This window comes from Oceanicoccus sagamiensis (assembly GCF_002117105.1).
Taxonomy (GTDB): Bacteria; Pseudomonadota; Gammaproteobacteria; order Pseudomonadales; family Dasaniaceae; genus Oceanicoccus; species Oceanicoccus sagamiensis.
Genome location: NZ_CP019343.1, coordinates 1249957 through 1265907, shown reverse-complemented (window position 1 = coordinate 1265907; position 15951 = coordinate 1249957). Strand labels below are relative to the sequence as shown.

Sequence of the window (15951 nt, the reverse complement as noted above, 5' to 3'; positions counted from 1 at the left end):
AGTCATGCCTTGAATGGATTATGACAAAAGTTTAACCACCAGCGGGATTAATGCGGCGCTAAAAGCGCCGGTCAGGCACATAGCCAGGCTGGAAAAAGCACCGGCGGTAGGGTTCATTTCAAAGGCTCTGGCGGTACCCATACCATGGGCGGTAATGCCTAAACAAAAGCCCCAGATTTGCGGGTCTTCAATGTTTAGCACACGAAACACAATCGGTGCCAGACACATGGCCGTGGCGGCGGTTAGCGCTACACAGCCCGCGGCCAGAGTAGCCAGACCGCCAATCTCATTGGCTAGCTCAATAGCAATCGGGGTGGTGACTGATTTGGGGGCAAGGGATAACATCGTGGTTTCGCTACCACCTAACCAGTAGGCAATAGCCACCGCGGAACCCGCCGCAAAGGCGGCACCAAAAGCGCAGGTTAATAAAATCGGCAGCGCCATTTTCCGAATTAAATGTAACTGCTGGTAGAGCGGTACTGCCAGGGCAACAGTGGCGGGGCCCAGCCAAAACATTAATAGCTGGTTGCCCTGAAGATAGACCTGATAGTCAATATCCAGCCAGGGCAGTAATAGTGCGACGAGCGAGGCACCGGTTACCGTTGGGTGCAGCAGCGGGAATTCATTCAGTCGGCGATAGAGCAGATTGCCCAGCTGAAAGGCAGCAAGGCTTAAGGTAATGGCAAATAAAGGGCTGCTCAGTAATTCCATCAGGATTTACCACGGCGCTTACGCGCTAAAAACGTCATTAGCAGACCGTTAAAGATCAACGATAGTAGCGAACCGATAAGCACGGCCGCGATAATCGCCGGCCATTGATCGCTGTACTGCGAGCCCAGAAAAAATAAGCCGGTAGCGGCGGGTAGGAACATCAAGCCCAGCATTGGGATTAAGCTGCGGCTGGACTTGGCGACAGCCTCAGGCACATCCTGGTAAATCAGCAGGCCAATAAACAGGATAAACATACCGAGCACAGGCCCCGGCAGGCTAAGGCCGAAATAGCTTTTAATGGCTTCACCTGCGCACTGGCAAAGCAGCAGGATTAGTACGCCGTTAATCAGTGACATCGTTAGCTGCGGCGAAGCAGTTGCCAGATAAAGACCGCGGCATAACCGGTAAAGCAAATCAGTGACCACTCACCCATGCTAAAGCCAACAAAAGTCCATACCACCTCAGCGCAGTTACCGTCGCCACGGATCATGGTCATCAGGGTTTCGCCGAGGGGAAAGGTTTCCAGCATATATTCCAGGCTGGGGCCACAGGCGGGGACTTGCTCCGGTGGCAGATGTTGTAACCAGACTTGTCGGCTGGCGGTGGCCATACCGCCAATGGCACTGACCAGAGCCAAAGCACCATAGAGCTTATATTTTGCCTGATGAAAAACCGCTATCAGTGCAAACAGTGCGATCAGTACATAAAAGAACCGCTGGGTCATACACAGGGGGCAGGGCTCTAGAAAAAGATAGTATTCGGTATAAAGTGCATAGGCCATCATGCCGATAACCCCGAGTACCATAAGAGAATTGGTTTGCCTGATGGTGGGTAATATCATGGTTATGGGTCCTGAATGGCGTCTGTATTTGGCTTAGGCGGCTACATTAGGACAAAGCTGTGCCCGACTCAAGCGGCAAACTGCACAGGAACAGCTAAAATTAGCCATGAAGTTGTTAAATATTGGAGTTTATAGAATGCGTTTCCCCCTGCTTAGCTTGTTGTTGTCCCTTAGTTTGTTATTGCCTGGCCTTGCCTATGCTCAGGATGAGCAGGCAGAAGCTGAGGGTGAAGGGGCTGCCACCGCCGGGGTTCGGCCAGCTATCTGGACCTAAAACCCGCCTTTGTGGTGAATTATGGGGGGGCAGGCAGGCTGCGTTATTTAAAAACCGATATTGCTTTGCGTTTAGCCGGTGGCCCCGCTGGCCAGAGCCAAATCCGTCACCATATGCCTTATATCCGTCATACTATTGTGATGCGCCTGAGCCGCGCCACTGAGGAAGAGCTATCTTCTATGGAGGGTAAGGAGCTGCTGCGCCAGGATGTGTTGGAAGAAACACGGAATATGCTGGTTAGGGAAGAGGGTCAGCAGTTTGTGGATGATCTGTTGTTTAATTCATTTATTGTCCAGCGCTAGCAGGCTAGCGGAACGCTTTTCTCAGCTCTCTGGTGTGCTGTTGCAATTCGGGATAAAACTGGAGAAAAATATCTTCCAGTGTTGAATAATGGCCCTGCATCTCCCTTGCCCCTGATGCCAGCGGGTTGTCCCGTAGCAATCGCTGGCTAATCCGTTCAAGCGCTGCTTCCACCGTTTCCCAATGCTGATAATGCTCAAAGACATCATAGCGTGCGAGGTTCTCAGCCTGACGTTTAGCCGGGGGCGTTAACTGATCGCTGCTAGTGATGAGTTGAAAAACTTGCTGGCTAAACAGACGGAGTGAATCCGGGTGAAACTGTTGCCAGTGTTGATTAAGAAAGTGATCAAAAGCTACGTCGGTCATAATGCCAGCATAGCGTCGATAGTGCGGCGAAAATAATTGATGGGCTTGCTTTAGCAGCGGGTGGCTGTCGGTATAAGCATCAATTTTCCGATGCAAAAAAATACCCTGCTCGATCGATGGTTTGCGCTCACCTTTTAGCGGCCCCTTAATAAAATCACCCAGCAGCGCACCGATTAATAAATCATCGCTGCCGTGACTTAAATGAAAGTGAGCAAGGTAATTCACAGATTGTCCTGTGCTATCGGCTTTGCAGGCTTGGTGCTATTTGATATTGCTGTATTGTTGATAATAATCTGCCAGATACTGATCAAAACTAATGCTGTCGGCGGCTTCAATCTCGGCTTGCTGCTGCTTAGAAAGCGCTGTTTTTTGTAAAAAATATTCCAGGTCTTCGCCCGTTAAAGGGCGATTATGAAAATCTTTACCATGCTGCTCGGCTAAATCCATAGCAAAGCGGAAAAACGGCTTTTTCTGCTTATCCATATCCGCAAGAATAGTGGCGGAGGGTGTTAATGAGGCATCGGCGATCTTGCCTCGTTGTTGCTGGCAGACCCGTTGGTAATTATTGCCGCCATGTGCAGCGTCCAGTTGCTCAGCAATTTTATCGATACCGTCCAGCAATTTATTCGCCCAATCGTTCAGGCTGCGATCGCCGGTGCGGGTTTGTAGCATCAAGCCAGGTTCACGCCCACGGTTAACCACGGCTTTTAAATTATTATTAATCCGTTCACGGTCATCATCATCGCACAGTGGGCTGCGTTCAAATAAGCAGTACAATAAGAAGCAATCAATAAAACGAATCTGGTCCGCATCAATACCCAGAGGCAGATAGGGATTGACATCAATACAGCGCACCTCGATATATTCAACGCCGCGGTCTTTTAAAGCGCCTACCGGTGTTTCGCCAGACTGGGTAACACGCTTGGGGCGAATAGTACTGTAAAATTCATTTTCTATTTGTAATAACGCCGTGGAGAGTTGGCGGTAGTCGCCATCTTCTTTAACGCCAATTTTTTCATAATCAGGGTGTGTGTTAGTAATGGCCTGACGCAAAGTATCAATATAATTATCAATACTGTTATAACAAATTTTTAAATTTTCCTGTGCGCTACTTTGGTAGCCAAGATCACCCATGCGCAATGCAGTGCCATAGGGGGCATACACGGTACCGTTATCTAAGGTTTGTAAATTATGATCGCCATTACCCCGTAGAAAGCTTTTGCAGACAGCAGGCGATGCGCCGTATAAATAGATAAGCAGCCAGGAAAAACGGCGGAAGTTACGGATTAACTTAAAATAGGATTCGGTTTTATAATCTTGCAAGGGGCGCTTGTCATAATCCTGTTGTTGCAAAGACTCCCATAAACCATCCGGTAGCGAAAAATTATAGTGAATACCGGAGATGGTCTGCATCAGGCGACCATAGCGATTACCCAAACCTTTGCGGTAAGCGGTTTTCATGGTGGCAACATTGGAGCTACCATATTGCGCCACAGGAATATTGTTATCCCCTTCCAGAATGCAGGGCATACTGGCAGTCCAGAGCAGCTCATTGTCGAGATTTGGGTAAGTAAAGCGATGTACGTTATCGAGGCATTCCAGACTTTGATCAATATCGGTAAATACCGGGGTAATAAACTCAAGCAGGGCTTCAGAAAAATCGGTAGTGATATGGGGGTGTGTCAGGGCCGAGCCCAGCGCCTGCGGGTGGGGTGTTTGCGCTAGCTTGCCGCTGCTGCAAACACGCAAGCTTTCTTTTTCAATACCCCGTTGCAGGCCAGTCAGCAAAGGTGAATGTTCGTTGCTGGCTATAAGTTCTAGCCGTTCGGTTAGTTGATCCGGCAAAATATATACTCCGCTCTGGCATCTGGCTTTTTAAGGATAAACGACATTATATCGCTAGGGCGGCAGTTTACTGGTGGGGAGAATGGGGTACAAGGGCTATAGTGGTTAACATCAGTAAAGAAGTGTTGCATAGCAATAGGGTATAACCATGACAGAACAGGGTGTCCCCCACAAAGAACAGCAGGCCATTGATGATATTCTGCGCTATTGGTTTGCCGATATTGGTGCCGGTTTCGAGGTCACTGCTCAGCATAAGCTCTGGTATTCCGGTGGTCCAGCTGTCGATAAGGCGATTGAACGGCAATTTGGTGGCTGGGTGGCGCAGGCGCTGGAAGGCGAGTTGGCCGCCTGGCAGGCAACCGCACAGGGCACTTTGGCGCTAGTGATACTGCTGGACCAGTTTACCCGCAATATCTACCGCGGTAGTGCTCAGGCCTTTGCCGGGGACCCGTTGGCGCAGACACTGGTTAAGCAGGGGCTTAGGGCCGGGCTGGATAGTCAGTTGACGGCCGTGCAGCGCAGTTTTTTCTATATGCCGCTGGAGCATTCAGAATCTATCGCTGACCAGCAGACTTGCGTCGCCCTATTTGAGCAATTATTAGGCGAAGTGCCAGCAGCAGGGAAGGCGACAATACAATCGAGCCTGGACTTTGCACTTAAGCACCGGGATATTATTGCGCAGTTTGGCCGCTTTCCACACCGCAATGAGGCGCTGGGCCGCGGCACGACCGCGCAAGAGCAGGCCTATCTTAGTGGCGGTGGTGCACGTTTTGGTCAATAGTTCATTCTATGACGTACAGCAGGCATGTTGATGGTGACAGTGCTATGGTGGGTAGATGGCTTGGCAACGAATTAACATGGGTTTATGACTGATGGAATTTGCAGATTACTTAAAAATACTGGCTTCTAAAGATGGCTCCGACTTATACCTGAGTACCGGGGCACCTCCCTGCGCCAAATTTGAGGGGGTGTTAAAACCGCTGGAAAAGGTCGCTATGCAGCCCGGGCGGATCAAGGATATTGCCTATGAGTTAATGGACAAAAGACAGCAGGAAGAGTTTGAAGAAGAGTTGGAAATGAATTTGGCGACGTCTATCCCCAGTGTCGGCCGCTTCCGGGTCAATATTTTTAAGCAGCGCAATGAAATTTCTATTGTGGCCCGCAATATCAAAACCGAAATTCCCAACTTTGATGATCTAAAGCTGCCAGAGATTTTAAAAGATGTCATCGTACGCAAGCGCGGTCTGGTTTTGTTTGTTGGTGGCACAGGTTCGGGTAAGTCCACCTCATTGGCCGCGTTAATTGATCATCGCAATAGCACCAGTTCCGGTCATATTATTACGATTGAAGACCCGGTTGAATTTGTTCATCGCCATAAAAAATCCGTGGTCAATCAGCGCGAAGTGGGTGTTGATACACGTAATTTTAGTAATGCCTTAAAAAATACCTTGCGACAGGCGCCGGATGTTATTTTGATTGGTGAGGTCCGTGACCGCGATACCATGGAACATTGCCTGGCGTTTGCCGAAACTGGCCACTTAGCGATTTCAACCTTGCATGCGAATAATGCTAATCAGGCTCTGGATAGAATTATTAATTTTTTCCCGGAAGAGCGTCGCGCACAATTATTAATGGATTTATCCTCCAATATACAGGCCTTTGTTTCGCAGCGCTTAATCCCAACGGTGGATGGTAAGCGGGTGGCGGCGGTTGAGATTTTATTGGGTACGGCCACCATCAAAGAAAAAATTCTACGGGGCGAGCTGGAAGATATTAAAGAGATTATGGCCAAGTCGGAAAACCTGGGCATGCAAACGTTCGATACGGCCCTATTTAAGCTTTATAAGGAAGGGCGAATCACGTTGGAAGAGGCGATTAAAAATGCCGATTCCGCCAATAATTTAAGATTGAAAATAAAATTAAGTGATGAAGGCGGTGTTGATTCTTCGGCGAGTTCGGCGACAGATTCGGGTGGTGGTTTTAATCTGAGTTTAGAGGAAATCGAAGAGGATGCGGAGGATGAGGTTCCAGATAATCCGTTTTTAAAAAAATAAATACGGTGCCCCGATAGTCGTCATGAGTATTCGGGGCTAATTTAACAAACTGGCAACCAGCTTTTTCCAGCCAACAATATCCGTGTTCTCAGCATCGTAGAGTTCAAAACCAATATTAAAGTGGTCGCCGGCGGGCTTAACCCATTTGGTTTCCCCAACCAGATAAAGCGTTTCACTGTCGTTAAACTCAGCACATAACCTTAGAATGGACCCGATAGCGACTTCCTGATCGATTTCGACCTGAATACCATTGGCCGAGAGGTCTATGCTATTGCAGATAATAATATTGGCGGGTGAGGTGTTGTCAAATGATGATGAGCAGACCTCGATAAAGATGGTCGTTTTTTCATCAATGCGCGTTTCACTGCGGCGTTCATCGGTCATGATTATTTCCTTGTCCTTAGGTTGTTAACCACTTGCTCAAGTGTGTTTTCAAAGTCACTGCCAGGGTCAATTATTTTGGCGGTTCCGTTGAGTAGCTGTGCAGAGAGCTGCTGTTTATTTAATGCGTGCTGTTTGATGCCATCACGATTGACAAAAATATGCTCGTTCGATGACTGGATAATGGCGGCCAGTTTACATTGGTCACCTTGATTGGCGTCATTATAAAAAATCACGACGGCGCCTACTCGTAGCTGTGCTAATTGTGTGATGACATCTTTCTTGTGTTGTTCAGTGGCCAGGCGTTCAGCCTGTGCTCGCTGTTCCTGCTGGGCTTTAATTCTGGCGGCTTTTTGCTGTTCAGCAAAAACTTTGGCCTCTTTAAGGGCTTTGTCTTTTGCCGCCTGTCGGGTGATTTCCTGCTGCCGGAGAATCTCTTCTTCAATGGCGGCATCGCTGGCGGCTTGCTGCTGTTGCTGCGTATAACGTTCCAGTAATGAATTGAATATTTTTTCTCCAGTGGCTTTAAACGGGTCTCTGGAGTTGATGGGTATCGCGATTTTTGAAGACAGCATATAGGCAAATTCCTCAAAGCTATGCTGAGCCTTTTTGATACCAAGAAAGTTGGTAAACAGTAGTTGCTGTGCCTGAGTGATTTTTAGGGATAGTTTAATCCGGGTAGTGCCTTCACTGTTTTGCAGTTCAAACCATTGACCTTCATGATAGGCCGCAGCTTGTTTAATCAGGTTTTGACTCACAGAAACTTGCGAGCTTACCAGTGGGTCGGTGTTATCAATTAATTCAAACGCTTGATATTCCAGTGCTTCACCTTTTAGTATTTTAAGGTGCTCTTTCTCGACGATACCTAATTCTTCATCCAGCATCGTGCTATGGTGCAGGCCGATAGTTGTTTGGTGCAACTGCTCTGCGAGTTCTGAAATTGAATTGACAATATGTTGCCGATGGTTGTCGATGTCATCATTGATAGGTTGAAAAGACCAGATTAAAGTTTCGGTTAAGCGCAATATTTTTTGCCAGTTTTGGCTGTCTTTACCATCGCTGATAATTAGCAGGCGCATAGATTCACGCCATGGCCCTTGCAAAAACTGAGTGATGCAGGCAGGCAGCTGCTGCCCGGCCATGTGTTGATTTAAGGTGCGGGCACTTAATTGCTGGGCATGTTTTGCATGCAGCGCACCTAGCTCAGCATCGTGCAAACGTTTTTCCAGTTTTTGGATGCGCCCTTGTTCTTTTTGGAAAAAAACGTTGAATGAATCCAGCGTTGACTCAGGGGTTGCTGAGGTTTCGCTAGATGCATTAAAGATGGTTTGTAGTTGATGGTAAAAACGTTCAGCGGCACGGCCCAGTTCTGGCTGCCAGCCTATGGCATTGGTGTAGAGGTTATTAAACTGCGCAGTTAAGCCCGTACTCTCATGCCAGGGCAGGGTTTGTTGCAACATGGCAATAGCACTTTCACCCCGAAAATGATTTAGCATGGGGTGAATATCCGAATGCAGTTTGTTATTTTTAAGGTAGTTGTCGAATAATTGGTCAATAAATTTTAAGCAGGCATAGCTCTCGCCATCCAGACTTTCAACGGGCTCAAGTTCTGCTTCGATAGCTTTGCTAATATTGCTGCTGCCAGACGTTTTTTTAAGCAGACCGATTAAATGCGTATGCTCAATCGGACGCTTATTGTCATTGTTAGACAGCGGATAAGCGTATGTCAGCAGTGCCAGACATTGCGGCCACTCCCCGGCAAGCAGGGAGTTGATATCGAGCAGGATGGCTTGCGTATTAGTCATTCAGAATTCTTTGAGCAGGTCCGGTAGTTGGCGCCAGTGGGTTTATTGCAGTTTTTCATATAAGAGAAAGAACAGCAGTCCCCATAATCCAAGCAATAAAACCAGACGAAGATTTTTGTATCTATCGGCTTCCGGGCCCTGCTTTTTTGGGCCCCCGGAAATATTAAAAGAGCCACAGGCTGGGCATTTACCACTGCTGAACGAGCCCTTATGTGTGTAGCTACAATCTTTGCATCGGTAGGCCATGGCTTATCGTGTTTTACTGCGTAGTTATTGGATGAGGCTAAAAAGGTTCACCCTAAACCATAGAACAAAACCCCCGTCCCGGCAAATGCCGAGGGCTTTTGTCGGCTATGTTTGGCGCTGAGCTCTTATAGCGCGTTGATTATCGCCATAATGAGCATGGTCCACAGGGCAATACAGGATATCAGGTAGCTGATAAAGCGGTGCATCGCATTATTGTAACTGCAATGGATAAGGGTATGGACATAGCGAAAGGCGACAAAGACCCAGGCCAGGTTAAGGTAGTTGCTATCCGCTGTGCCGGTAACAAATAAATAAAAACACAGGGCTAAAAAAATCATCGGCACTTCAAAAAAATTATTGAAGTTATTCACTGGCTGCATGGCTGATGGGGGCATGTTTTCGCGGACAGATTCCGGTGTTGCCATCTCGCTGGCCGGAATAGCTTTGGCCAGTATCACTTTAAAGCGGGCGACAAAGAGCGTGAGCCAAATTAAAAAGCCGAGAAACAGTGTCGCGAGAACGGGTAAAAGAATACTGTGTTGATTAAATAGAGTGACGTCCATGATGGTCCCTGCTTGGTGGGTTTATCTTATGGGTTGTTATCTGCCAGTGCGCGCCGTATAGCCTGCTTGTCAAAACCTTGTACTACTTTATCACCAATAACAATCACTGGCACGCCGCGGCCGCTGATACGTTGATACTCCTCATAGGCGCGGGCTGATTTTTCAACATCATACTCCGTATAGGGAATATTGGCTTGGCGAAAAAATAGTCGCGCTTTACGGCAGTAGGGGCACCAATTGGTGGAGTACATAACCACCGCTTCCTCATTGATCGATTCTGTGCTGATGGGATTGAGTACTAAATCGACTCGCCACCAGTTTTGCAAGAGCAGAAATACAGCAATAAAGAGAATTAAAGGTATAAAGTTTTTAGCTTTTTTGTTCATAGTGTTTTATCAATAAGGGTCTGCTTTTTGAACAGTTCATCAGAGCCAGCGCCGCAGGCAATAATGGTTCTCAGTGCTTCATCGACTTTAATATTTGGCAAAAGTTCCACTTGTTCAGGGGGCAAGTGGTAGATCATACCAGAGGTCGGGTTGGGACCAGTGGGGACAAAGACGGTATACCAGCCATTGTCATGGGTGCTGGTGACAATTACGGTAGCCTCAGTAGCCACGTCCGCACCAAACAGTTTGGCTCTGGCCACATCGCCCCGGCTAAAGGGAGAGTTGGCATTGTTACCAAGAAATTGGTGGATAATGTCTCGGACCAGATTGTATCCGGGGCCAGCTTTGCCAGCGTATTATCAAAGCGCGAGTGCAGCCATTTACCCGCACTGGTAGAGACAATATTACCGACAATAAAGCAGCCCACCAGAATTAAGATAATCACTAATAGGTCAACGGCAGCTTCGGGGGCCTGGGTGCTACGGGCAATGGGTGCCGCCAGTGGTTGAATGAACTCCGCCACGGTAAAAAAAGCCCAGCGGATAGCAAAAAAGATAATCACGACGGGCGATATAACCAGTAGCCCACCAATAATTGATTGTTTGATAAACGTGTTGATGCGGTTCATTGTAGCCTCAATAGTCTATTGCTTTATTGGCTGTGCTAGCAGAGCATAACAGCTTGGCTAGGGTAGACAATGCGCGGGTGAATAAAAAGGACCCGCTCCCTATAAAAGGAGCAAAGCGATGCAAGCGATTCAGGACAAAATGCAACACAACCATTGTTATGGCTGTGGCCCGGAGAATGAGCAGGGCTTACAACTTAAAAGTTACCGCCGTGAAGATGGTATTACGGTAGCGACTTTTATTCCCGCGGCGCACCATAATGCGGGACCAAAACATTTTTTGAATGGCGGTATACAGGCGACGATCCTCGACTGCCACGGCATTTGTGCGGCGCTGGGTGATGCCTATTATCGCGCAGGCCGTGATGTGGGGGAGGGGGAGATGATGTGGTATGCCACCGGCCATATGGCAGTGAGCTATCAAAAGCCAGTGCCGGTTGACCAGCCCGTTGAATTAACGGCGGAGATCGTTAGCACAGCGGAGAAAAAGACTGAGGTGAGTTGCCAGCTATTATCAGGTGGTGAAGTCTGTGCTACGGCAGAGATTATTGCGGTTAAGGTGCCTAATAGCTGGTATGAATAAGAGTTTAAACCGTTTCAGAGCGATAGTGTTTGCTGTTAACAATATCGTGTAACTCGGCCAGAGCCTGATCAACTTTGTCATAGGCCTGGCGTAAGCTGGGTTCTTGTTTTAGCAGCAGGTGGTTGCCGAGAATCTGGTTGATATAACCCGAGGCTCTGGTGGTTTTGCTGACATAGTCCGCCTGCAAGTCCTTGCCAGGCTCATTCATTCTTTCGGCAACCAACCGGGCTTTGCCATTGATATAGCGCTCTTCCAACACTGGCTGCCTAAAGGCGCCCAGAAAGGATTGAATATCATTGCGCAGGCCGGGCTCGCTCACTCCCAGAGGTTCTACGGGGGTGTGATTCCAGCAGTCGATGCTGCCGTCTGCCAGATAGTAGACTTCGTGGATTTGGTATGTGACTTCTCGGGTGTTCGCGCAGTTTTTTCTTATGACGCGGTAATTCCAAGTGGTCATCGCAGGGCCTGCTTATTATTGGCTGATGAATCGGTAGGGTCGGTTAAAAAACCGCCTATCACTTGGAAGGCAATAATAAGAGTGACCTGTGGTGCAAGGCAAGGATTTTTTTAATTAATTCATTGGCTTGGAAGTGGTTTTTGAAGTGTTTTAGTGGCTTTGTGATAGAAGAGTGGAAGCTGGCTGAGGTAGGAAGGAGTTTCCTGAGCACGCTTTTTGCCATCTCTGGCCGCTCTTCGGCAGCTGTTGTCGCTGCCAGGGATGACGGTGATGCAGAGATTGCAGGAGCAAAGATCTGCCTGCCGACGGCTCCGGAAACACAAGCCCTTGCTCACTTCTCTACTAGTCTAAAAGGCCCCAAAATCACCGATTAAGCACATCATCCTTAACGCTATTGGCAATATTTGCGACATCATTAATATCAGATTCCGCCACATTCAGTTCCTGCAATGTGGCCGCCAAATTCTCTACCACCGCATCAAAATGCTCTTCATTAAGGCCAAGGTGGGCGTGGCCTGAGCGCATATCCTTGCCGCCATAGTTGCTGGGGCCGCCAAACACCATCGTCAGGAAGTTTTTCTGCTTGGTGGCCTGGGCGACCATATCCAGATTGATAAAATAGTCGCTGATCCGCTCATCGGCGATAACCTTGTCATAGAAAATATCTACCGCTGCATCAACCGCTTCTTCACCGCCTAAACGTTCGTAAAGTGTGCTCATCGTTGTATCTTCCTTCTCAGTCAAATATGTATTTGATATGCATGTTTAATAAGGTGCATATTAAATGCATATTTATAGTGTGTCCAGCTTTAATTCAGTTTATGCTTGGTTTTTATTGTTGATAACCCTAACAGTTAAGATCTATGCACCTGACCCGTCAAACCGATTTTGCCCTGCGAACCATGATTTATCTGGCCTCGCGCCCAGCGGGTGCGCTGGTGAGCGTGCGTGAAATCTGCGAGCAATTTGGCTTGTCAGCCAACCACCTGTCAAAAATCGTGAATAAACTGGCCAATGAGGGCTTTATCCTTTCCCGGCGTGGCCGGGGCGGTGGTATTAGTCTGGGGCGGCCGGCAGAGGATATTGGTGTGGGGGAGCTGGTTCGGTTGATGGAGCCGCTAAACGATCTGGTGGATTGCACTACGCCGCGCTGTATATTACTGCCAGGCTGTCAATTTAAAGGGATATTAGCTGAAGCCAGCCAGGCTTTTATTGCCGTGTTTGATCAATATACCCTGGCGGATCTGGTGGACAGTGAGACCCAAAAACTTATCTGGCATGATGCCAGTTAGTTTAGCGAATCAGCTTTAGTAACTGGTCAACCACCCGTTCCAGTTGTTGCAGGGATTGGCATTCCGTCGCAAAGTGGCAGGCAGTTTGATAGCGGCGCATTTCTGAATCACCACTGCCCCAATTAATTCTCCGTTCAGGGTTTAGCCAGATTACATGTTTGGCGCGGTTGTAAATGCTTTGCAAAATATCCAGCCGGGCCTCGCCATTATTATTGCGGGCATCCCCCAAAATAATCAGGGTGGTGTTATGGTCAATATCATCAAGGCATAGTTCAGCAAAGTCGACCAGCGATTGCCCATAGTCACTGGAGCCCTGTCCCCATTGTTCAAAGGCCGCTTCAATGGCAGCAGCAGCCTCTTCGTTAGTAAACAGGTCAGTGACTTCGCCGGTGCGATTAGAAAAACAAAAGCTGCGAATTTTTGGCAGCACGTCATTTAAACTATAGAGAAATAATAATAAAAATTTGGCATAGGCGGAGACTGAGCCGCTTACGTCGCACAGTGCAATCACTTTAGGTTGGTCTTTGCGTTTTTTCTTCCAGTAGGTTTCAAAAAGAATACCATCGTGATGAATATTTTTGCGCAAGGTTTTTGCTACATCAAGCTTGCCACGTTTTTCAATATACAGACGCTGCGAATGGCGGGCAGACAATTTTTTGGCCAATTTTCTAATCAGTGTTTGTAGTTGGCTAAAGTGTTGTCGCTCAAGGTTGGATAGTCGCGCATTGCGTAGAGTGTTTTCCCGGAGCTTTTTGCCTTCTGCATTTGCGGTCAGTAAAAACTGTTGCTCTATCTGTTGTTTGGCCAACACACGAAGCTGTTGCTTTTTGTTTTGCAAGATATCGATCATAAAATCAGCATTGTCAGTTTCAATGCTGCGTAGTTTCGTCATGCTATCTTCAATCTCTGAAAAATTGATGGCATCCAATAGCTTACGTGAATAAAGGCCTATTTGGGTAAAATAGCGAAGCTCCTGAGTAGGTAGCTCGGCACTGGCCTGTGCAATCGCTGCGCTAAGTTTAACGGGACTATCTTCCAGTAGGCGTTGTACCAGTGGAGAGTTTATTGCTTCCTGAATAGTGCTGTCGTTAGCTATATCATAGTTAATGTCACTGCTAATTTTTCGGTTTTCTTTTTCTTGCGTTTCCTTTGTGGTGGCAATATCCAGCCTGTCTCCACCATAAAACAATTCAAAACAACGGTCGTAGATAATTTTTTCTTCGTGGGTTTTTGCCAGAGTTATGCCGAGGGAAGATTTAAGCACTGCGCGGTCATGGTATCCAATCAGTGCCAACACTCGCATGGCATCCAGACTTTCAGATGTAGAGATCCTGATATCATGGCTTCTTAAAGAAGTAATAAAGTCCAGCAGCTTGGCTTGCATAATGGCTAAGGTAGTTTTTCCAGTTGGCGTAGCAGGTTGGCCAATTCATTCCTGGTGGTATCGATATCTTCCTCAAATTTCAATACAACGTTTAGGGTTTGTTCAATAATCGTTTTGTTCAGGCTGTCGGCATGTAGCAGCACCAGCGCTTTGGCCCAATCGATTGTTTCGCTAACCGCAGGGGATTTCTTTAAATCTAATTGCCGTAACTGCTGTATAAATTGGACTAACTGATCGCGTAATTGTAACGGTGCCTCAGGTACTCGGCTCTCGATAATGCGGCTTTCAAGGGCTTGGCTGGGGAAGGGGATATATAAGTGCAGGCAGCGGCGCTTTAAGGCATCGCTGATATCCCGCGTATTATTGGAGGTTAAAAATACCAGAGGTTTTGATTGTGCTTTGACAGTGCCAATTTCCGGTACCGAGACTTGGTAATCCGATAAAATTTCCAGTAACATAGATTCAAATTCATAATCGGCTTTGTCGATTTCGTCAATGAGCAATACCGAGCCCTGTTTCTCTCGCAGTGCTTTGAGTAGCGGTCGCGGCTCTAAAAAATCTTCTGAATAAAAAATATCACCAAAATCATGCAGCCGTTCAACCGATTGGGCTAAACCTTTGGCGCCTTTTAAAATATCCCCGAGCTGCTCTTTTAATACCTGTGTATACAGTAATTGCTTGCCGTACTTCCATTCATACAGGGCTTTGGCTTCATCCAGCCCTTCATAGCACTGTAGCCGTACCAGTGGCAGACTGAGATATTCCGCCGCTGTTTTAGCCAGTTCAGTTTTGCCAACGCCGGGCGGGCCCTCAATTAATATGGGCTTTTCCAATTGGTAGGCCAGATAAATGGCCGTAGCGATATCGGTGCTGGCAATATAACCCAGAGCATCAAAACCCTTGCGAATATTGTCGGCTGATATCATTAGTGGAGAATCTTTGGTCATTGATCATCCCGGTTATGGATTAGAGATGTGGCTATCAGTGTACCATGACACTGCCCCATCAGAATTTGCAGAAGCGCTTTAGATCAATTTTTTCGGCAAGCTTGGGGAAGTCCCGTTGTAATTCTTCGAGTTTGGCCAACGTCATATCGGCATAATCAAAACCCGGTGCAACCGCTTCCGATAATAATCCATAGTCACCGTTTTCCAGCAAGGTGGCTTTCCAGTATCCCCCCGGCACCGTCATTTGAAAACTGTCACCTGCGGCCAGATCTGGCCCTAATCGGTGAGAGGAAAAATTGCCCTCAGGATCCACCAGATAATAAGTCAGTGCTGAGCCACTGTGCCAGTAGTGAATAATATCGGATTGATTGCGATGGAAAAAACCGATAGGGCTATCACTGCACAGCATATAATAAATAGAAGACAGCAGCGCTCTTTCTGAACCGTTGGCAGTCGTTACTGCTTTTTCGGAACAATAGGTCCTACGGTAGTAGCCACCCTCAGTATGGGGTTCCAGTTGCAGCGCTGCGATAAGATGTTGTTTATCCATGGTTGGATTTTTTGCCCAGTCGGTAACTATCAATGACGCCAAACACCCAGCAGCCAATCAGGGTAAAGGATACCGCTGCGATCATGGTGGTATCAGTATTTTCAACGGATTTGTAAATCAGTGCGGTGATTTCTTCTTCGCTTAACGGTGTGTTTGAAGCATCGATCTGCGAGATAACCGTTTGCGACTGTTTGATCGCTTCTGCGATATAAAAGCCCAGGCAAATAACAACAAGCAGTACTAGTGAAATCGCCTTGGGGTAAGACTTCAGGTAGAGGTGGCCTGCGCCGGGGAAAATCAAACCAGAGAGTAAAACCGCTTTAGTAGGGCTGCTCATCAAC

Annotated in this window: 24 protein-coding genes; 7 read left to right on the top strand and 17 right to left on the bottom strand. The window is 47.6% G+C overall.

From position 1 onward, the window contains the following. Window positions 1–18: 18 nt before the first annotated feature. From BST96_RS05690 to BST96_RS05680, 3 genes are read right to left on the bottom strand one after another with little or no spacing between them, the layout of a single operon-like run. On the bottom strand, window positions 19–711 hold the full coding sequence (locus BST96_RS05690) for an LrgB family protein (protein ID WP_085757771.1): 693 nt from the start codon (window positions 709–711) through the stop codon (window positions 19–21). Beyond that, complete coding sequence (locus BST96_RS05685; protein WP_085757770.1) at window positions 711–1067, bottom strand: CidA/LrgA family protein; 357 nt, start codon at window positions 1065–1067, stop codon at window positions 711–713. Before BST96_RS05685 ends, BST96_RS05690 begins: the two co-directional genes overlap by 1 nt. Before the next feature lie 2 nt (window positions 1068–1069). Then, window positions 1070–1552: a disulfide bond formation protein B gene (locus tag BST96_RS05680; protein WP_085757769.1), complete on the bottom strand. Its 483-nt coding sequence runs from the start codon at window positions 1550–1552 to the stop codon at window positions 1070–1072. Window positions 1553–1688: 136 nt separating this feature from the next. Here BST96_RS05680 and BST96_RS20365 point away from each other — a divergent pair, with 136 nt between their 5' ends. Continuing rightward, window positions 1689–1826: a hypothetical protein gene (locus BST96_RS20365; protein WP_157117869.1), complete on the top strand. Its 138-nt coding sequence runs from the start codon at window positions 1689–1691 to the stop codon at window positions 1824–1826. Window positions 1827–1837: 11 nt separating this feature from the next. Continuing rightward, window positions 1838–2128: a flagellar basal body-associated FliL family protein gene (locus BST96_RS05675; RefSeq protein WP_240554902.1), complete on the top strand. Its 291-nt coding sequence runs from the start codon at window positions 1838–1840 to the stop codon at window positions 2126–2128. A 4-nt stretch (window positions 2129–2132) separates the two neighbouring features. On the opposite strand, the gene BST96_RS05670 is transcribed toward BST96_RS05675, so the two are convergent. Both BST96_RS05670 and gshA read right to left on the bottom strand, forming a co-directional pair. Then, entirely contained in the window at window positions 2133–2717 is a 585-nt protein-coding gene (locus tag BST96_RS05670) for an acyl carrier protein phosphodiesterase (RefSeq protein WP_085757767.1), read from the bottom strand. 36 nt (window positions 2718–2753) lie between these two features. Then, complete coding sequence (gshA, locus tag BST96_RS05665; protein WP_085757766.1) at window positions 2754–4337, bottom strand: glutamate--cysteine ligase; 1584 nt, start codon at window positions 4335–4337, stop codon at window positions 2754–2756. A 148-nt stretch (window positions 4338–4485) separates the two neighbouring features. Between gshA and BST96_RS05660 the strand changes: the two genes are divergently transcribed. Both BST96_RS05660 and BST96_RS05655 read left to right on the top strand, forming a co-directional pair. Beyond that, entirely contained in the window at window positions 4486–5118 is a 633-nt protein-coding gene (locus BST96_RS05660) for a DUF924 family protein (RefSeq protein ID WP_085757765.1), read from the top strand. A gap of 91 nt (window positions 5119–5209) precedes the next feature. Beyond that, window positions 5210–6391 carry a PilT/PilU family type 4a pilus ATPase gene (locus BST96_RS05655; RefSeq protein ID WP_085757764.1) on the top strand — a complete coding sequence of 394 codons (1182 nt, stop codon included), beginning with the start codon at window positions 5210–5212 and terminating at the stop codon, window positions 6389–6391. A 36-nt stretch (window positions 6392–6427) separates the two neighbouring features. Here BST96_RS05655 and BST96_RS05650 read toward each other — a convergent pair whose 3' ends face one another. The 6 genes from BST96_RS05650 to BST96_RS05630 form a co-directional block, all read right to left on the bottom strand. After that, window positions 6428–6775, bottom strand: a complete 348-nt coding sequence (locus tag BST96_RS05650; protein ID WP_085757763.1) for a PilZ domain-containing protein — start codon at window positions 6773–6775, stop codon at window positions 6428–6430. Window positions 6776–6777: 2 nt separating this feature from the next. Beyond that, the gene (locus BST96_RS05645; protein ID WP_085757762.1) at window positions 6778–8577 is read right to left on the bottom strand and encodes a DUF1631 family protein; all 1800 of its coding nucleotides are present in this window, start codon (window positions 8575–8577) and stop codon (window positions 6778–6780) included. A 371-nt stretch (window positions 8578–8948) separates the two neighbouring features. Further along, entirely contained in the window at window positions 8949–9386 is a 438-nt protein-coding gene (locus tag BST96_RS05640; protein ID WP_085757761.1) for an MAPEG family protein, read from the bottom strand. A gap of 26 nt (window positions 9387–9412) precedes the next feature. Beyond that, complete coding sequence (locus BST96_RS05635) at window positions 9413–9772, bottom strand: glutaredoxin family protein (RefSeq protein ID WP_085757760.1); 360 nt, start codon at window positions 9770–9772, stop codon at window positions 9413–9415. Further along, window positions 9769–10002: a DUF502 domain-containing protein gene (locus BST96_RS20925; RefSeq protein ID WP_240554901.1), complete on the bottom strand. Its 234-nt coding sequence runs from the start codon at window positions 10000–10002 to the stop codon at window positions 9769–9771. The genes BST96_RS05635 and BST96_RS20925 overlap by 4 nt, the downstream gene beginning before the upstream one ends. After that, on the bottom strand, window positions 9981–10400 hold the full coding sequence (locus BST96_RS05630; protein ID WP_240554900.1) for a DUF502 domain-containing protein: 420 nt from the start codon (window positions 10398–10400) through the stop codon (window positions 9981–9983). The genes BST96_RS20925 and BST96_RS05630 overlap by 22 nt, the downstream gene beginning before the upstream one ends. A 118-nt stretch (window positions 10401–10518) precedes the next feature. Between BST96_RS05630 and BST96_RS05625 the strand changes: the two genes are divergently transcribed. After that, on the top strand, window positions 10519–10980 hold the full coding sequence (locus BST96_RS05625) for a PaaI family thioesterase (RefSeq protein ID WP_085757759.1): 462 nt from the start codon (window positions 10519–10521) through the stop codon (window positions 10978–10980). Between the two features lie 4 nt (window positions 10981–10984). Here BST96_RS05625 and BST96_RS05620 read toward each other — a convergent pair whose 3' ends face one another. Continuing rightward, window positions 10985–11437 (bottom strand): hypothetical protein, encoded by a 453-nt coding sequence (locus BST96_RS05620; protein ID WP_085757758.1) that lies wholly within the window; start codon window positions 11435–11437, stop codon window positions 10985–10987. A 140-nt stretch (window positions 11438–11577) separates the two neighbouring features. Between BST96_RS05620 and BST96_RS05615 the strand changes: the two genes are divergently transcribed. Then, window positions 11578–11811: a hypothetical protein gene (locus BST96_RS05615; protein WP_157117868.1), complete on the top strand. Its 234-nt coding sequence runs from the start codon at window positions 11578–11580 to the stop codon at window positions 11809–11811. Here BST96_RS05615 and BST96_RS05610 read toward each other — a convergent pair. Continuing rightward, window positions 11801–12157, bottom strand: coding sequence for a group I truncated hemoglobin (locus BST96_RS05610; protein WP_085757756.1), 357 nt, complete (start codon window positions 12155–12157; stop codon window positions 11801–11803). The two genes, BST96_RS05615 and BST96_RS05610, sit on opposite strands and share 11 nt — an antisense overlap. Window positions 12158–12300: 143 nt before the next feature. Between BST96_RS05610 and BST96_RS05605 the strand changes: the two genes are divergently transcribed. Beyond that, window positions 12301–12729, top strand: a complete 429-nt coding sequence (locus BST96_RS05605; RefSeq protein ID WP_085757755.1) for an Rrf2 family transcriptional regulator — start codon at window positions 12301–12303, stop codon at window positions 12727–12729. A gap of 1 nt (window position 12730) precedes the next feature. On the opposite strand, the gene BST96_RS05600 is transcribed toward BST96_RS05605, so the two are convergent. From BST96_RS05600 to BST96_RS05585, 4 genes are read right to left on the bottom strand one after another with little or no spacing between them, the layout of a single operon-like run. Next, window positions 12731–14113: a VWA domain-containing protein gene (locus BST96_RS05600; RefSeq protein ID WP_085757754.1), complete on the bottom strand. Its 1383-nt coding sequence runs from the start codon at window positions 14111–14113 to the stop codon at window positions 12731–12733. A gap of 5 nt (window positions 14114–14118) precedes the next feature. After that, window positions 14119–15060, bottom strand: a complete 942-nt coding sequence (locus tag BST96_RS05595; protein ID WP_085757753.1) for an AAA family ATPase — start codon at window positions 15058–15060, stop codon at window positions 14119–14121. 58 nt (window positions 15061–15118) lie between these two features. Continuing rightward, a complete protein-coding gene (locus BST96_RS05590; RefSeq protein ID WP_085757752.1) occupies window positions 15119–15610 on the bottom strand; it encodes a cupin domain-containing protein in 492 nt (163 codons plus the stop codon). Beyond that, window positions 15603–15947, bottom strand: a complete 345-nt coding sequence (locus tag BST96_RS05585; protein WP_085757751.1) for a hypothetical protein — start codon at window positions 15945–15947, stop codon at window positions 15603–15605. The genes BST96_RS05590 and BST96_RS05585 overlap by 8 nt, the downstream gene beginning before the upstream one ends. Window positions 15948–15951: the final 4 nt, after the last annotated feature.

Bases quoted from the DNA above. Each gene is read 5' to 3' on its own strand.
- BST96_RS05680 (WP_085757769.1), bottom strand. From the start codon at position 1,552: ATGATATTACCCACCATCAGGCAAACCAATTCTCTTATGGTACTCGGG.
- BST96_RS05640 (WP_085757761.1), bottom strand. From the start codon at position 9,386: ATGGACGTCACTCTATTTAATCAACACAGTATTCTTTTACCCGTTCTC.
- BST96_RS05595 (WP_085757753.1), bottom strand. From the start codon at position 15,060: ATGACCAAAGATTCTCCACTAATGATATCAGCCGACAATATTCGCAAG.
- BST96_RS05585 (WP_085757751.1), bottom strand. From the start codon at position 15,947: ATGAGCAGCCCTACTAAAGCGGTTTTACTCTCTGGTTTGATTTTCCCC.
- BST96_RS05635 (WP_085757760.1), bottom strand. From the start codon at position 9,772: ATGAACAAAAAAGCTAAAAACTTTATACCTTTAATTCTCTTTATTGCT.
- BST96_RS05685 (WP_085757770.1), bottom strand. From the start codon at position 1,067: ATGTCACTGATTAACGGCGTACTAATCCTGCTGCTTTGCCAGTGCGCA.
- BST96_RS05650 (WP_085757763.1), bottom strand. From the start codon at position 6,775: ATGACCGATGAACGCCGCAGTGAAACGCGCATTGATGAAAAAACGACC.
- BST96_RS05620 (WP_085757758.1), bottom strand. From the start codon at position 11,437: ATGACCACTTGGAATTACCGCGTCATAAGAAAAAACTGCGCGAACACC.
- BST96_RS05600 (WP_085757754.1), bottom strand. From the start codon at position 14,113: ATGCAAGCCAAGCTGCTGGACTTTATTACTTCTTTAAGAAGCCATGAT.
- BST96_RS20365 (WP_157117869.1), top strand. From the start codon at position 1,689: ATGCGTTTCCCCCTGCTTAGCTTGTTGTTGTCCCTTAGTTTGTTATTG.
- BST96_RS05690 (WP_085757771.1), bottom strand. From the start codon at position 711: ATGGAATTACTGAGCAGCCCTTTATTTGCCATTACCTTAAGCCTTGCT.
- BST96_RS05655 (WP_085757764.1), top strand. From the start codon at position 5,210: ATGGAATTTGCAGATTACTTAAAAATACTGGCTTCTAAAGATGGCTCC.
- BST96_RS05660 (WP_085757765.1), top strand. From the start codon at position 4,486: ATGACAGAACAGGGTGTCCCCCACAAAGAACAGCAGGCCATTGATGAT.
- BST96_RS05625 (WP_085757759.1), top strand. From the start codon at position 10,519: ATGCAAGCGATTCAGGACAAAATGCAACACAACCATTGTTATGGCTGT.
- BST96_RS05590 (WP_085757752.1), bottom strand. From the start codon at position 15,610: ATGGATAAACAACATCTTATCGCAGCGCTGCAACTGGAACCCCATACT.
- BST96_RS05605 (WP_085757755.1), top strand. From the start codon at position 12,301: ATGCACCTGACCCGTCAAACCGATTTTGCCCTGCGAACCATGATTTAT.
- BST96_RS05630 (WP_240554900.1), bottom strand. From the start codon at position 10,400: ATGAACCGCATCAACACGTTTATCAAACAATCAATTATTGGTGGGCTA.
- BST96_RS05610 (WP_085757756.1), bottom strand. From the start codon at position 12,157: ATGAGCACACTTTACGAACGTTTAGGCGGTGAAGAAGCGGTTGATGCA.
- BST96_RS05645 (WP_085757762.1), bottom strand. From the start codon at position 8,577: ATGACTAATACGCAAGCCATCCTGCTCGATATCAACTCCCTGCTTGCC.